The following is a 16,470-nucleotide window of genomic DNA, read 5'->3' as shown; positions in this document are numbered from 1 at the left end:
CATCAGTTCTGCTTTGGACTCATATCCGTAATGTGCACGATTGTACAATTGCAATCGATTTCCACGTCTATTCATTCCTAAAACTCTTGCTCCACCACCATAAAGTGTTTCTTTTGTGTCGAGATTAAATTCTAAAACTTCAGTGGAATCTTTTTTGATGTAGCCTAGTTTTTCGGAAATAATGATTTTTCCGTTTTTTAAATATTCTATTTGAAAAGGATTGTAATTTATTTTAATGGAGAAATTTTTGGCATTTATTTGATAATATTGTTTAGTTTCATTATTGGTTGTCGCAATTTTTGAATTTAAAATTACAGCGTGAGAATTAGTATTAAAAACTTCGTTTTTGGGGATAAATGTATTTTCGCAAATAAAATCATTTTTGAAATGCAAATAATAAGTGCCATCAGAAACAACAACTTGCAAACCTTCTTTTGTGTTTGTATGCGAAATGTATTTTCTGTTTGCATTTTGTGCAAATGAAAACGTTGAAATTAGAAAGAAAATTAAAAAATTTTTCATTTTTAAAATTTAAAAACCCTTTCAGAGTTTGAAGCTCTGAAAGGGTTGTATTATTTACACCGTTACAAAACTATTCGGTTCAACCACAACTTTTTTATCATTTACAAAAACACTAATACCAGAATTGCCTTCCAATGAAAATTGGGTTTTGTTTTTGTTTATAGATACTTTTAAAACTTGATTTCTAAAGTTGATTTTAAACGAATAACTATCCCATTCTTTTGGAATTTTTGGAGAGAAATGTAAGGCATTGTTTTTGACTCTCATTCCACCAAAACCTTCCACAATACTCATCCAAGTTCCAGCCATACTGGTAATATGACAACCCTCTTCAACTTCTTTGTTATAATCGTCCAAATCCAATCGGGAAGTTCTTAAATAAAAAGTATATGCCATATCCATTTTGTCTAAAACAGCAGCTTGTATAGAATGTACACAAGGCGATAATGAACTTTCGTGAACGGTAAATGGTTCATAAAAATCGAAATGACGTTCTAATTCCTCTTTTGAAAAATGATCTTCAAAGAAGTAAAATCCTTGTAAAACATCGGCTTGTTTGATATATGGCGAACGCAAAATTCTATCCCAAGACCATTTTTGATTAATAGGTCGTTGCGATTTGTCTAAATCGGCTACTTTCACTAAATCTTTGTCCAAAAATCCGTCTTGTTGCAAATAAACATAGTGTTCTTTGGAATAGGGAAAGTACATATTATCTGCTACTTTCTTCATTTCTGACATTTCAGAAGAAGATAATTTTACTTTATTCATAATACGAGTAAAATCTTGAGGATATTCTTTTTCTACTTTTTGAATTTGTTCTAAAGTATAATGAATACACCATTTTGCAATATAATTGGTGTAGAAATTGTTGTTTACGTTGTTTTCGTATTCATTCGGACCAGTAACTCCCAAAATTACATACTGTTCTCTTTTGGTAGAATAATTGGCTCTTTGATGCCAAAAACGAGCAATTCCTATTAAAACTTCTAGTCCTTTTTCAGGAATGTAACTGTAATCGTCTGTAAATCGGTAATAGTTGAAAATGGCGAAAGCAATGGCTCCATTTCTATGAATTTCTTCGAAAGTAATTTCCCATTCGTTATGGCATTCTTCCCCATTCATCGTGACCATCGGATACAAAGCTGCTCCATTTTTGAAACCTAGTTTTTCGGCATTTTCAATAGCTTTATCCAATTGATTGTAACGATACGTCAATAAATTTCTGGCTACTTGTTGGTCTTTGGTTGCCATATAAAACGGAATGCAGTAGGCTTCGGTATCCCAATAGGTGGAACCGCCGTATTTTTCGCCGGTGAAACCTTTTGGACCAATATTCAATCTAGAATCTTTTCCTAAATAGGTTTGATTTAATTGAAAAATGTTAAAACGAATTCCTTGTTGTGCTTTCACATCGCCATCGATAGTGATGTCTGACATTTCCCAAATTTTTGCCCAAGCATTTATTTGATCTTGTAATAATTGATCATAGCCTATTTTTAATGCTTTGGCAATTACATTTTGCGCTGCCAAAAGTGTGTTTTCGTGGTTTAATGAAACCGTGTAACCTCCTATTTTTTGAATAGTAGCAACTTCTTCTTTTAAAATATTGATTTCATAAGAAAATTGTATTTTTTCATTATTATTTTCTACCTTTAAAGGTATATCTTTTTTGTTTTTACCATTCAACAAAATAGAATTTTGCATAAAAGTTGTGGCAACAAAATGAGTTTTGAATGTCCTTGCTGTTACAAATGCTTGGTTTTCGGTATGATTTAGATTTTGAATTTCCCAAAATTTTTCTTCCCAGTTTGCATCTTCGTTGTGAACGCCAGCATCAATATAAGGTTTGAAAACTATTTTAGCTTCCTTATTAAGTGGTGTGATTTCATAATTAATAACACCTACTTCGTCTAAATCTAAAGAAAGAAAACGACGCACATTAACCAAAACTTCGGTTCCATTTTGCAAAATCGCTTCAAACGAACGATGGTACCAACCTTCTTTCATATTAAGCTCACGGCGGAAGTTTTTCACCTTCACGCAAGTGTTTAAATCTAGATTTTCACCATTAATTTCGATGTCAATTCCAATCCAATTTGGAGCATTTAAAACTTTGGCAAAATATTCTGGATAGCCATTTTTCCACCAACCTACTTTGGTTTTGTCTGGATAATAAATTCCTGCAATGTAGCTTCCTTGAAAGGTTTCGGCAGAATATTGCTCTTCAAAATTGGCACGTTGCCCCATAGCACCGTTTCCAATACTGAAAAGACTTTCGGACGATTTTACGCTATCCGTATCAAATCCTTCTTCTATGATCGACCAGTTGTCTGGTTTTATATAATCTTGATTCATTCTTTCTTTTTAATTAGATAATTTTTCAATTAGAAAATGAGATTATTACAAATTTTAAAATACTTTTATTTAATATTTTTGAAAAATTGTCTAACGTACTCATTCTCAAATTTCTTCAATTATTTATTTTTTAATCAATGTTTCTATAAAACTGCTATCCATATGCAAAAAGTTTGGAAAACAGAATTGTGCTTCTTTTAAAATACTTTCTTCACCAATTCCTATGCTTAACATATTGGCAATATTCGCAGCTTTGATTCCTGCTAATGAATCTTCAAAAACAATGGAATTTTCGTTGCTTACCCCTAACAGTTTTGCTGCTTGAAGAAAAACTTCTGGGTCTGGTTTTGCATTGGTTACATCGTTTCCATCAACAATGGCGTCGAAAAAATGTAATAATTTTACTTTTTCCAAAATAGGTCTGGCATTTTTACTGGCAGAACCTAGTGCGATGAATTGATTTTTTTCTTTTATAAATTCTAATGTTTCATAAACTGCTGGAAGAATTTCGGATTCATCCATTTTTTCGATATAAGCGAGGTAATCTACATTTTTTTGATGGAGCCATCGGTTTTTGTCTTCTTGCGAAGCTTGAATATTGCCTAATCCTAATATGATTTCGAGCGAACGCACTCGGCTCACGCCTTTCAGTTCTTCGTTGTGTTCTGGAGTAAACTCGACTCCAATTTCATCGGCGAGTTTTTGCCAAGCCAAAAAATGGTATTTTGCGGTATCCACAATAACACCGTCTAGGTCGAATATGAATGCTTTTTTATTCATTATTTTTATCCTTTTATTGCTTTTTCTTCTGTTATCAAAAAATTACACAATCCCGCAATGATTAATGAAACTCCAGCTAAAAGCATTGGTGCTATTGCTGATGTTCCAAATAGTTTTGATAATATAACCACCCCACCGAGTGCTGCTATAATTTGAGGAATTACAATAAACATATTGAACAATCCCATCATCATTCCCATTCGGTTTTCATCAACAGAACTTGACAACATTGCATACGGCATAGATAAAATACTTCCCCATGATAAACCTATCAATAAAAATGAAATATTCAAATAAGTTGGATTTGGTAAAATTCCCATAATTAAGAAACCAATTCCGCCAGCGACTAAAGAAAACATATGAATGTATTTTCTGTTAACTCTTGCTTTGGCTGCATAAAATGTTAATATCAGTGCAAATGCCATTGACGATAAGCCATATAACCCCATTGCTGAACCAACACCATCAGCAGCTGTTTGGTATAATTTGTTAGCTGTATTAAAAACAGCTTCCTGTGTGGCAATAGTTAAATCAAAAGCATTTTTATCAGGTGCTGGAGCATTAAATACAAACTCTGTCAAAGCAGGTGTTGCCATACTCCACATAGTAAAAAAAGCAAACCAGCTAAAAAACTGAATTACTCCTAATTTCATCATTGTAGGAGTCATTGTGCTAAAAGATAATTTTAAATCTTTGAAAAAATTATTTTCTTTTCTATGTTTTTTAAATTCTTCTAAATCTTTTGGTGGATATTCTCTAGTTGTTAAAACGGTATATAAAATACTAATTAAAAAGACTAAAGCCCCAATTCCAAAGGCAATTTTTACATATTCAGGAACAACACCCGCAGGTGCTTCTTGTGTAAATCCCATTTTTTCAACAAGCCAAGGTAAGTTTGATGCAACCCACGTTCCAATACCTATAATCAAGGTTTGTAGAACAAAACCATAAGAACGTTGTTGTTCAGGAAGTTTATCGGCGACTAATGCTCTAAAAGGCTCCATAGAAATATTTATGGATGCATCTAAAATCCATAAAAAACCAGCGGCCATCCACAATGTTGAAGAATAAGGAACAAAAAACAAGGCAAAGGAACTAAGAATTGCACCTATTAAGAAATAGGGTTTTCTTCTTCCGTATTTTGGATGCCAAGTATTATCACTCAAATATCCAATAATAGGCTGTACCAACAACCCAGTTAAAGGTGCTGCTATCCAAAGAGCAGGAATGTCATCTTTACTTGCTCCAAGAGTTTGAAAAATTCTAGACATAAAACCGCCTTGCAGAGCAAAACCGAATTGTATTCCTAAGAAACCGAAACTCATATTCCAAATTTCCCAGAAACCTAATTTACGCTTTTCCATTATCGTAATTTAATGATTTATAATACGATAAGCGAGATGCTTATCAAAACATAGTTTATTTTCGAAGTAAAATATACGTTTTGATAGGTGTAAATATATATAAACAATTTAGATATTAGAATTTAGATATTAGAAATTTTCTAAAAAATTATACTAAAACGTTGTAGTTTTCTAAAAAAGCATCCTTTTTCTTTATAATATAATGTGCTATCGAGTAGATTCTCTTTCTACTAATTCAGTCTCTATAATTTCAGTAGTGTAAAATTCTTCTTCTTCATCCTCATCTTCAAGTCTGTCAATAAGTAATTTTGCCGCTTTTTGCCCCATCAGAAAACCGTTTTGATTTACTGTTGTAATAGAAGGTGTAGAATATTTTGAAATTATTCCATCCGTAAAACCAATAACTGACAGGTCATTCGGGACGTTTTTGCCAATTAAATGTACCATTTTAATAGCGGTTACAGCAAATAATTCATTTACAGCAAAAATAGCATCTAATTCATTTTCGGCTACATATTGTTTGATTTCTTCAGCACAATTATCAATATCTTCAATTTTAAGAATTAGGCTTTCGTCAAATAGAATGTCGTTTTGTTGTAAAGCATATACATACCCATCGGTTCTTAACTTTCCTACACTTACATAATCGATGGTTGTAATCAAACCTATTTTTTTATTTCCCCTTTTAATGAGATAATCCACTGCATCAAAAGCGGCTGATTTATCATCAATAATGACCTTATCGCAAAAAATATCATTTGTAACTCTGTCAAACATAACCACTGGCATACCTTGACTGGTTACTTCTACAATATGATGAAAGTCCTTTTTTTGCTGCGTTTCTTTAGATAATGACATTATGAAACCATCGATACTTCCATTTGCAAGCATTTCCATATTTATAACTTCTTTGTCAAAAGATTCATTAGATAGGCAAACAATTACGCTATACCCATTTTCATTTGCTAACTGCTCAATCCCTCCAATTACAGTGGCAAAAAAATGATGAATAATTTCAGGGATAATGATGCCAATTGTTTTTGTTCTTCGGTTTTTCAAACTTAATGCAATATTGTTAGGTCTGTAGTTGTATAGCTTTGCAAAAGCTTGCACTTTTATTCGAGTATCCTCACTTATTTCAGAGCTGTTTCTTAGCGCTTTTGAAACGGTTGAAATAGAGACATCTAATTCTTTTGCAATTTGTTTGAGAGTTACTTTTCTTTTCATTATAAATATGATAAATATATATTCAAAAATAAAGATAGATTTTATTTTTAGTATTGGCAATTTTAGACCTAAAATAGTGCGTTTTTAGAAAAGTTTTCAACACGCAAACGTTTTCGTGAGGTATTTAATAATTGTCTATGTAATTTAACAGATAATTTAAGTAAATTTAATATTCGAAGTAAAATTATACACTAAAAAAATTAAATTTTAACCTAAACAAACTCTATGAAAACATTGTGTAAAAAGTACCTATTTTTATTGCTAATGTTCCCCGCTAGTTTGCTTGCTCAGAGCAAGTTAGACGGAATAGTGACAGACAAAAATTCCGGACAATCTTTGCCTGGAGTAAATGTGCTTGTCAAAGGGACAAATAATGGTGTTTCTTCCAATTTCGATGGTAGATTCTCTTTATCAAAAATAAACAAAGGTGATGTAGTTTTATTTTCTTATCTCGGATACAAGGAATACTCTTTAACCTATACTGGACAGCAAAATGTTGTCGTGCTTTTACAAGAAGATTCTTCAAAACTGGAAGAAGTTGTTGTAATTGGATATGGTAGTGTCAAAAAGAAGGATGCTACGGGTTCAGTAGACTTGATTACTTCAAAACAATTCAACAGAGGGTCTGTGGTTTCTGTGGATCAATTATTAGTGGGTAAAGCGCCCGGTGTTAGAATTACTAATGCGGGTGGTGCACCGGACTCTGCTCCAAACATTCGTATTCGTGGCGGTGCTTCATTGTCAGCTCAAAACAGTCCATTGATTGTGATTGATGGAGTGCCTATTGATACTAAAAATGCTGCTGGTAACGGAAATCCACTTTCGTTAATTAATCCAAATGATATTGATTCTTTTAGTATATTGAAAGATGCTTCAGCTACAGCTATTTATGGATCTAGAGCATCTAATGGTGTAATCATAATTACTACTAAAAAAGGGACCTCTGGTAAGCCAGAATTTAATTTTTCTAGTATTGTGGCTGTAGGTAGTATCAGTGATAGGATAAATGTTATGAACGCAAATGAATTTACTAATTTTATTAAACAAAATTTCCCAACAAAAACTTATTTATTAGGTATTGATAATCCGCTAACAACGCCAATAAATGATGCTGCAGAGGATAATGTAAATACTCCTGAAATTGAAGGAAGAATATTGTCTAATACCGATTGGCAAGACGTTATTTACAGAACTTCTGTAACAACAGATAATAATTTTAGTGCAAGAGCTAGTTTGCTTAATAAAATCCCGTTTAGAGTTTCCCTTGGTCATACTAAAACAGAAGGGATTGTTAGAACAAATGATTTTGAAAGATATACAGCGTCGTTAAAATTAACTCCAATGTTGTTAAACAATCATTTAAAAATAGATTTGAATGCCAAGGGATTGTATTCTGAAAAAAATGCAATTGACCAAGATGGAGCAATTGCTAATGCAATAAATTTTGACCCAACAAAACCTGTTTATGGAGCTACTAAAAACAATATTTTTAATGGATTTTATCAATCATTTGCATATGATCCCATAACGCAAATGTATAGTAATATCAAAGTAGGCCCTGATAATCCTTTAGCAATTTTAGAACAAAGAAGACGTCCTGAAAATATTCGTAAATTTTTAGGAAACATAGAGTTTGACTATAAAATGTTTTTCTTATCTGATTTGAGAGCAGTTTTGAATTTAGGCCTTGAGAGTTCGGAATCAAATATTCAAGAAGTTTTTGGTGAAAATGCAATTCAAACCTACAGAACTGTTGGTACTGGTGGCGTAGTAAATCCTGGAGTAAATTATAGAGAGCGTCAAACGATTTCCAATCAAACTATGGATGCTTATTTGGTATACACTAAAGAACTAACAGGGTTTATCAAAAAGTTTGATGTTCAAGGTGGTTATACCTATCAGAATTTCTTAAGAGATGGAAATAAACTCTCTTATCAATACAATAATGCTACTGGATTAAGAGAGGTAGTTAAGCCAACGGTTCCATTTGAACGTTATTACGAAAATTTAAATATGCAATCATTTTTTGGAAGAACAAATATAGATTTAGCTGGAAAATATTTGTTTACAGCTTCATTTAGAGCAGATGCTTCATCTTATTTTAGAAATGAAGGCAATGTATGGGGTTATTTTCCCTCTGCTGCTTTTGCATGGAAAATAAAAGAAGAATCATTTCTGAAAGAATCGGGATTTGTATCTGATTTAAAACTACGCATAGGCTGGGGTAAAACGGGACAACAAGATATTTCGTCTATTGATGGTCTAAATTATTATCCATCGATACCATTATTTGTTGTTGGAAATGTAAATAGCCAATACTTGCCTGGTCAAATAAACTATTCTGCACTACCTTTTAATAAAGAACTTACTTGGGAAAAAACAACTACCTATAATATAGGTTTGGATTTTGAATTATTCAAAAACAGATTGATCTCAGGTTCAATAGATGTATTTAAAAACAAAACGACAGACTTACTTGCTAAAGTTCCTTTGCCAACGGGACAAGGATTAACCAATGATTTTATTAGGAATGTTGGAGTAATGGAAGGAAGAGGTATTGAGACTTCACTAAATATACGTCCAATTCAATCTGAAAATTGGAATGTAGAGTTTAACGGAAATGTAGCTTATAGTTATAATGAAATTACTGATTTAGGACCAGGTGTAAAGGGATTTGTCGATAATTCGTCTTCTATACCTAACGGAACAGGAACTAAATTAGCAGAGAATGCTGTTGGATTTCAACCCTATTCTGCTCATGTTTTCCAACAAATTTATGATGCTACTGGTAATCCTATTGAAGGTGCTTATGTTGATCGTAATGGGGATAACGCAATTACTAATGAAGATAGATATTATGAAGCTATTCGTCCAAACTGGACTTTAGGTTTTGGTACTTCGGTTAATTACAAAAATTTTGACTTAAATGCTAGCTTTAGAGGGCAAGTAGGAGGGTTAATGTATAACACAAGAGATATGGTTGCAGGTAATACACAGCAAGCTATTCCTACAAGTAATGATCACTTAACAAATGTTTTATCAGGACCAAAATTATTTAATGATAATATTGGAAATGTTCCATTATCAGACCACTTTTTAGAAGATGCAAGTTTTATTCGATGTGAAGCATTGTCATTAGGATATAAAGCAAACAATATGATTAAGAATGGATCTGTACGCTTTTATGTAGCGGCTAATAACCTATTCTTAATAACAAAATATTCTGGACAGGATCCGGAAAATTTTGGTGGAATTGACGATAAATTTTATCCAAGACCTAAAGTATATAGTTTTGGATTAAATGTTAACTTTTAACATATAAAAAAATGAAAAATTTAAAAATTAAATTATTTAGTTTAGGTGTAGTAGGTTTACTATTTACATCTTGTTTGAATGATTTGGATACTAAGCCAGTTGTAGAGAGTTCTTTGGAGAATTTGCTTGCCAAAGACCCAAATGCTGTAACTGGTTTATTGTCTAAATTGTATGGGACATTTGCATTATCTGGTGCAAACGGACCTGCAAGTTCTGATATAACAGGACCTGATGCAGGAGAAACTGCGTTCCTTAGAGGAATTGTAAATTTACAAGATTTTACAGCAGATGGAATGAAAAACCGTTGGGGTGATGATGGTTTAGATCAGTTAACTACAACATCGGGGTGGAATAGTAATAATAAATTTTTTAGATATCTGTTTGATAGAGCTTATTATACGATTCCGCAAGCTACGAACTTAATTAAAATCTTGAACGAGACAGTTGACACGCCAAATGAAGTTCAAGTTGTAAGTGAGTTGCGTTTTATACGTTCGTTAGCTTATTATTATGTTATTGATTGTTTTGGTAAAGGAGTTTTAATTAACGAATCAAATTTTAATACCACAGTCCCAGTTAAACAAGCTTCTAGAATTGAGATGTTTAACTTTGTTGAATCAGAATTATTAGATGTAGAAGCTAAAATTGGAGCTACAAATACTTATGGTAGAGCAAATAAATCTGTTGTTAGAATGTTATTGGCTAAGTTGTATTTAAACGCTGAAGTTTATACTGGAACGCCAAGATATAATGATGCTACTATTTTTATTAATAAAGTGATTACAGAAGGTGGTTATTCTTTAAATTCAAACTTTGTAGCTAACTTTTCAGGAGATAATAATACCTCACAAGAAGTAATTTTTCCTTTGTTGGCAGATCCAATAACAAGTCAAAGTTTTGGAAATACTACTTATATAGTAAATGGTAATTTAAGTACTGCAACTATGACGCCAGGCAACTACGGTACCAATCAAAACTGGGCTGGTCATAGAGCAACAAAAGCTTGGTTTGGATTATTTGGAAATTCAGCTGCGGCTTTAACAGCTTCACCGGATGTGAGAGCACAACTATTTTGGACAGCAGGTCATACATTTGAGATGACCGATTATAAAGAATGGACTAATGGATATCCGTCAGTTAAGTTTAGAAATTCAAATGCTGTTGGACCACTTACACAGACCGATTTTTCTGGAACTGATTTTCCATTATACCGTCTTGCAGATGTTTATTTAATGTATGCTGAATGTGCAATTCGTGGTGCTTCAGGTGCAACATTGCCTCAAGCAGTAACTTATGTGAATAACGTAAGAACAAGAGCAAGCGCCACAGTTATTGATGTTGCAGATTTAACTTTAGACTTTATACTAGACGAAAGAGCAAGAGAGCTTAATTTAGAAGGACACAGACGTACAGATCTTATTCGTTTTGGAAAATTCACAGGAGCTAGTTATTTATGGCCTTGGAAAGGCGGCGTATTAGAAGGAGCATCAATTTCTTCTAATTACAAATTGTTTCCAATACCAACAACTGCTTTACAAGCTAACCCTAATTTGACACAAAACCCAGGTTATTAATAAATAAAACTTTAGAAAAAATGAAAACAAGAATAAAAATCGCATCAATTTTTGCATTACTTTTCGGTTTCACCGCTTGTAATGTAGATGATAATAATGTAGTGGTACAGCCAAGTGAAAAAGCGCTTATAGTATCACCTGAACAAGGAGCCAGTTTAGAACTTAACCCTCTAAACCCAACAAATCCAGCATTAACCATAGTTTGGAATCATGCTAGATATTCTTTACAAACGGAAGTGAATTATGTTATTGAAGTTGCTAAAGGAGGAACAGAATTCGCTGCTCCAATAGTTGCGGGAACTACAACAGCAAGACAAATTACATGGTCAGTAGAACAATTGAATGGTTTAGCAGACGAAATTGGACTACTGCCTTTTACTGAAAATGATATGGATATTAGAATCAAAGCATCATTAGGAGCTTCGAATACGATGGAGTCAATTTCTGATAAAATTACGATTTCTATCACTCCGTATACTACTGATTTGCCTCAAATAGCTGTAGCTGGAAATCACCAAGGTTGGACTCCTCCAACTGCCCCAAGACTTTCTGCTTCTGCTTTTGGAGAAACTGATTTTGAGGGTTTTTTATGGTTAGATGGCGGATACAAATTTGTAGTAGCGAATGCTACTGGAGCTTTTGAATGGGGGAATACAGATTATGGAGATGATGGCTCTTTTGCTGGAACATTAGTTGCAACAGACGAAGTGGACTGTAATGCTCCAGCTGGATATTATTATGTAAAAGCCAATACTGGTGCAGTAACTGCTGCAAACCCGAACGGTTTAAAATACTCTCAAGAGCCTGCAAGTTGGGGTATTATTGGAGCTGCTACTCCTGGAGGCTGGGATAATAGTACTTCACTTACTTACAATGCAACTTCTAAAAAATGGACTGGTGTAGTAGTGATGACTGCTGGACCTTACAAGTTTAGAGCTAACAATGCTTGGGCATTAAATCTAGGTGCAGATAATAATGGTGACAGTTCGATGGATTTTGGCGGACCAGACTTATCTGTTGGTGCGGCAGGAACTTATAATGTCATCCTTGATTTAAGTAATCCTAGAGCATACACTTACTCCGTAACACTTCAATAACTTATTTAATAATTGAAAAAGGGCTTCTTTATCGAAGCCCTTTTTTCTCATAAATAACTATTATGAAAAATATTACACTAATTGCATTGCTATTCACATCAATGATTTCTTTTGGGCAATCTCCTTTTGTTGTTACAAATAGTGTGTCTCCTCTTACATTCGAGGAAACAACATCTATAACAATAACCATAAATGGGAATAGTTTTAACGAAACTACCGCAGGTATTGTTGGGAATGCACTTTACTTATGGTCTTGGTCTTTCGATGTTAATAATGCTCCTGGAAGTATTCTTGATTGTCCTACTAATGGTTCTTGGACAAATTCAAATGAAGCAAATAGATTAACATACAATTCAGGTTCAGATACGTATTCTATAACTTTTACACCGAATGTATTTTACAATAGACCAGGTGGAGCACCCATTGGAAGAATAGGCTTTCTAGTTAAAGCTAAAGATGGAACAGGGGATAAAAAATCTCAAGACACGCTTTTGGACGTAGGATTGTTTCAAGTAAATCTAACTAGTCCTAATGTAAACTCTTCAACTATTATTACTTCTGGAGGTAGTTTATCTATTGCTGCCAATAGTACAAATGGTAATTCAGATTATAATTTGTATGCAAATGGAGTATTACTTAACAATGTAAATGGTGTTGCATCCTATGCATACAATCACACTTCAATAAGTTCAAATCAAACGTATGAATTACAGGTAACGCAAAGTGGAGTTACAAAAATTAAAAAATTTAATGTTATAGTTAATCCAGGAACCGTAAATGCGGCTATGCCTTCTGGAATGATAGATGGAATTAATTATAACTCTGGTGATGTTACAAAAGCTACTTTGGTACTTGATGCACCAGGAAAAGACTTTGTTTATGTAGCAGGAAGTTTTAACAATTGGCAACCAGGAACAAGTTATTCAATGAAAAAAGACCCTGCTTCGGGAAAATTTTGGTTGGAATTAATGGGGCTTACATCTGGAGTTAATAATTTATATCAATATTGGGTAGTAGATACTACACCAATAGCTAATTCACCATCTTTAGTAAAAACAGCTGATCCATATTCAACATTAGTTCTTTCTCCCTTTGATGATCCTTTTATTCCTGCAACTACATATCCAAATTTACCTTTATATCCTGCGGGTCAAGATAGAGAAGTTACCGTTTTGCAAACAGGTCAAACTCCATATTCCTGGATAAATTCCAGTTTTGCAAAACCCAAAAAAGAAGATCTTATTATTTATGAAGCTTTAGTAAGAGATTTTGATTCTGACAGAAATTTCCAAGACTTAATTGATAAAATTTCCTATTTCAAAAACTTGAAAGTGAATGCCATTCAATTAATGCCAGTTATGGAATTTGAAGGAAACGAAAGCTGGGGTTATAATACTTCATTTCATTTGGCTTTAGATAAATTTTATGGAACTTCTAATAAGTTCAAAGAATTTGTTGATTTGTGTCATACTAATGGAATAGCAGTTATTCTTGATGTTGCCCTGAATCATGCTTTTGGTCGTAACCCTATGAATAGAATGTGGATGAACGATCCAGACAATGATGGTTGGGGCGATCCTGCTTCAGATAATCCTTATTTTAATACAGTGGCTAGACATAGTTATAGTGTGGGTTCAGATTTTAATCATACATCAGCATTAACTAAAAATTATGTAAAAAGAGTCGTAAAACATTGGATCGAAGAATATAAGATTGATGGTTTTCGTTGGGATTTAACAAAAGGATTTACACAAAATTGCACCTCTGGCGATGATGGTTGTACTAATGGAGAGCCAACAGATCGAGTTCCAATCTTAAAAGACTATGCTGATTATGGTTGGTCGCTTGACCCAACTCATTACACTATTTTTGAACATTTAGGTACTGATAGTGAAGAGCAAAAATGGGCAAATTATCGTTTGACAGGTGAAGTTGATGGAATACCTAAAGGAATAATGATGTGGGGTAAAATGACGGACAACTATGCAACTTTAACCAAAGGTTTCGTTGATGATGTTAAAAGAGTTGGGCATTCTAGCCATGGTTTTACAGCAAAACGATTAGTCGGATATGCAGAAAGTCATGACGAAGAACGAGTAATGTACAAAAATTTGACCGAAGGAAATACTGCAGGTCATAATGCTAGATTGTTAAATGTAGCTTTATCAAGAATGAAAGCTATGGGAGCAATGCATATTCTAGTTCCTGGGCCTAAAATGATATGGCACTTTGGTGCGTTAGGTTGGGAATCTTCTATTTTTACGTGCAACAACGGAACAACAAACTTCCCTACAGATCCAGCGCCTGGGGATTGTAAATTGGATAAAAAACCGCAACCGCAATGGGTTAACAATTGGCTTCTAGACGCAAACAGATTTAGTTTATATTCGACTTGGGCAAAAATGAATGCTTTGAAAATTAACGAGCCTGTCTTTGAGGGTAATTATGATATTATTCCAGATGTAGTATCTCCAGCAACTACAGGAGTCAAACAACGAATGTATATTTACGACAATTCATTACCAGCGAATTCTCTTAGAAATGTAGTGGTATTAGCTAATTTTTCTGTAGCGGCATTAAATGTAAAACCAGATTTCCCATATACGGGAACTTGGTATAATTTGATGGATAACACATCTATAAATGTTACAAATACAGCAACAGTTATAAATATTCCAGCTGGGGAATTTAGAGTATATGGAAATCAGTTGGCAACAACATTAGCCACAAACGATTTTGAACTTGCAAAATCAATTACATTGTATCCAAATCCTGCAAATGATAAATTTGTATTGTCTAATTCAGCTTCAAATGTTGAGGTGTATAATTTAACTGGTCAACTCGTTAAAACGTTCAAAGGGAATTTTGAAACCAGTCATGTTTTTTTAATCGATGATTTGAATACAGGAATATATTTGGTTAGAATTAATGACGACAATAAACGTCAAACTACAACAAAGTTAGTTAAAGAATAAGTTTTCGAGATTAGTTATTTTAAAGAAGGAAGGCGTTGCAATTGCAACGCCTTTTTTATTGCTTTTTTTGTTTAACTCCCTCTTTTTTGCTTTTACATTAGAAATTTATTTTAACAAAAATCCAATAGGCTAATCCCAAATAATCGATACAGCTTATTTAAGACTAGTCAATTTCTTAGTAGAGTCCCGTTGTCGTAATTCGGTTTTAATGACAACGGTTTTATACTCATAATCATCATCCATCTTTTTATTCTTAATTTTTGAGATCAATAATCGAGCAGCTTCTTGTCCAATTTCTGGTCCATGCTGACTAATTGTAGACAAGCTAGGAGTCAACCTTCGAGACCAAACGCCATCTGCAAAACCAATAATTGAAATATCTTCAGGGATAGCATATCCGTTTTGTATAGCCATCTTCATAGCCATTGTGGAAGAATGCTCGTCAATTGCAAAAACAGCATCTATACCTTTAGCGTCTATTAACTTTTTTAACGCATCATCAAAGTCATCTGTGAAATTTCTTCTAATTATAAAATTTTCATTAATAGGAATGTTATTTTCCATTAACGCTCTTAAATAACCATCAGCACGTAATTTTCCTACACTTAAATTATCAATGCAAGAAAGCAATGCGATATTTTTACAGCCCGTTTTTATTAAATAATTTATGGCTTCAAATGAAGATTCTAAATCGTCAACAATAACTTTATCACAGTTAACAAAATCTGAAATCCTATCAAACATAACAATAGGAATTCCCTCAGAAATAGTTTCCTTAAAGTGAGAAGTCACTTTATTTAATTCTGTTTCTTCAGCTACAGAAACAATAAAACCATCAACAGTACCATTACTCAATAAATCAATAGCTTGTTTTTCTTTTTCAAACGACTCATTTGAAATACATGTAATCACATTAAAACCATTCTTATTTGCTTCTTTCTCGATACCACTAAATACTTTTGCAAAAAATGGATTCAATATATTAGGTATAATAACACCTATGGTGTTAGTACGTTGGTACTTTAAATTTTTAGCGAGACTATTTGGTTTGTAATTTTTAAGTTTAGCAAACTCTTTGATTCTAATTCTAGTGGGATCACTAATCTCAGCACTATCATTTAAAGCTTTTGATACTGTAGAAACAGAGACTCCAAGTTCAAGAGCAATTTGTTTTAAAGTCAGTTTAGATTTCATCAATACATATATATAATGTAAAAATAACAAAATAAACCGCAAAACGAAATCAGACTTAATAATT

At 33.1% G+C, this 16,470-nt stretch carries 9 protein-coding genes and 1 pseudogene; 4 read left to right on the top strand and 6 right to left on the bottom strand.

Translation table 11 applies throughout. The features are described 5' to 3' along the window. The 5 genes and pseudogenes from RMO70_RS15215 to RMO70_RS15195 form a co-directional block, all read right to left on the bottom strand. Positions 1-522 (bottom strand): annotated as a pseudogene (locus RMO70_RS15215) (glycosyl hydrolase); the annotation flags it as partial. A gap of 54 nt (positions 523-576) precedes the next feature. Beyond that, a complete protein-coding gene (locus tag RMO70_RS15210; protein ID WP_310557294.1) occupies positions 577-2,880 on the bottom strand; it encodes a glycoside hydrolase family 65 protein in 2,304 nt (767 codons plus the stop codon). Between the two features lie 123 nt (positions 2,881-3,003). Beyond that, entirely contained in the window at positions 3,004-3,660 is a 657-nt protein-coding gene (gene pgmB, locus RMO70_RS15205) for a beta-phosphoglucomutase (RefSeq protein WP_310557293.1), read from the bottom strand. A gap of 5 nt (positions 3,661-3,665) precedes the next feature. Further along, entirely contained in the window at positions 3,666-5,024 is a 1,359-nt protein-coding gene (locus RMO70_RS15200; protein WP_310557292.1) for an MFS transporter, read from the bottom strand. Positions 5,025-5,231: 207 nt separating this feature from the next. Further along, positions 5,232-6,251: a LacI family DNA-binding transcriptional regulator gene (locus RMO70_RS15195; protein WP_310557291.1), complete on the bottom strand. Its 1,020-nt coding sequence runs from the start codon at positions 6,249-6,251 to the stop codon at positions 5,232-5,234. 225 nt (positions 6,252-6,476) lie between these two features. On the opposite strand from RMO70_RS15195, the gene RMO70_RS15190 reads away from it, so the two are divergent. The 4 genes from RMO70_RS15190 (at position 6,477) to RMO70_RS15175 (ending at position 15,212) form a co-directional block, all read left to right on the top strand. After that, entirely contained in the window at positions 6,477-9,566 is a 3,090-nt protein-coding gene (locus RMO70_RS15190; protein WP_310557290.1) for a SusC/RagA family TonB-linked outer membrane protein, read from the top strand. Positions 9,567-9,577: 11 nt separating this feature from the next. After that, the gene (locus RMO70_RS15185) at positions 9,578-11,140 is read left to right on the top strand and encodes a RagB/SusD family nutrient uptake outer membrane protein (RefSeq protein ID WP_310557289.1); all 1,563 of its coding nucleotides are present in this window, start codon (positions 9,578-9,580) and stop codon (positions 11,138-11,140) included. Between the two features lie 20 nt (positions 11,141-11,160). Beyond that, positions 11,161-12,237: a SusE domain-containing protein gene (locus tag RMO70_RS15180; protein ID WP_310557288.1), complete on the top strand. Its 1,077-nt coding sequence runs from the start codon at positions 11,161-11,163 to the stop codon at positions 12,235-12,237. A 62-nt stretch (positions 12,238-12,299) separates the two neighbouring features. Next, positions 12,300-15,212 (top strand): alpha-amylase family glycosyl hydrolase, encoded by a 2,913-nt coding sequence (locus tag RMO70_RS15175; protein ID WP_310557287.1) that lies wholly within the window; start codon positions 12,300-12,302, stop codon positions 15,210-15,212. 153 nt (positions 15,213-15,365) lie between these two features. Here the strand turns inward: RMO70_RS15175 and RMO70_RS15170 are convergent, their stop codons facing one another. Further along, positions 15,366-16,406, bottom strand: coding sequence for a LacI family DNA-binding transcriptional regulator (locus RMO70_RS15170; protein ID WP_310557295.1), 1,041 nt, complete (start codon positions 16,404-16,406; stop codon positions 15,366-15,368). Positions 16,407-16,470 lie beyond the last annotated feature (64 nt).

The sequence above is a fragment of the Flavobacterium sp. genome, assembly GCF_031422135.1.
In the GTDB taxonomy this organism is placed as follows: Bacteria; Bacteroidota; Bacteroidia; order Flavobacteriales; family Flavobacteriaceae; genus Flavobacterium.
Note: the sequence above shows the minus strand (reverse complement) of the source record. Positions and strands in the feature narration are given on the sequence as shown.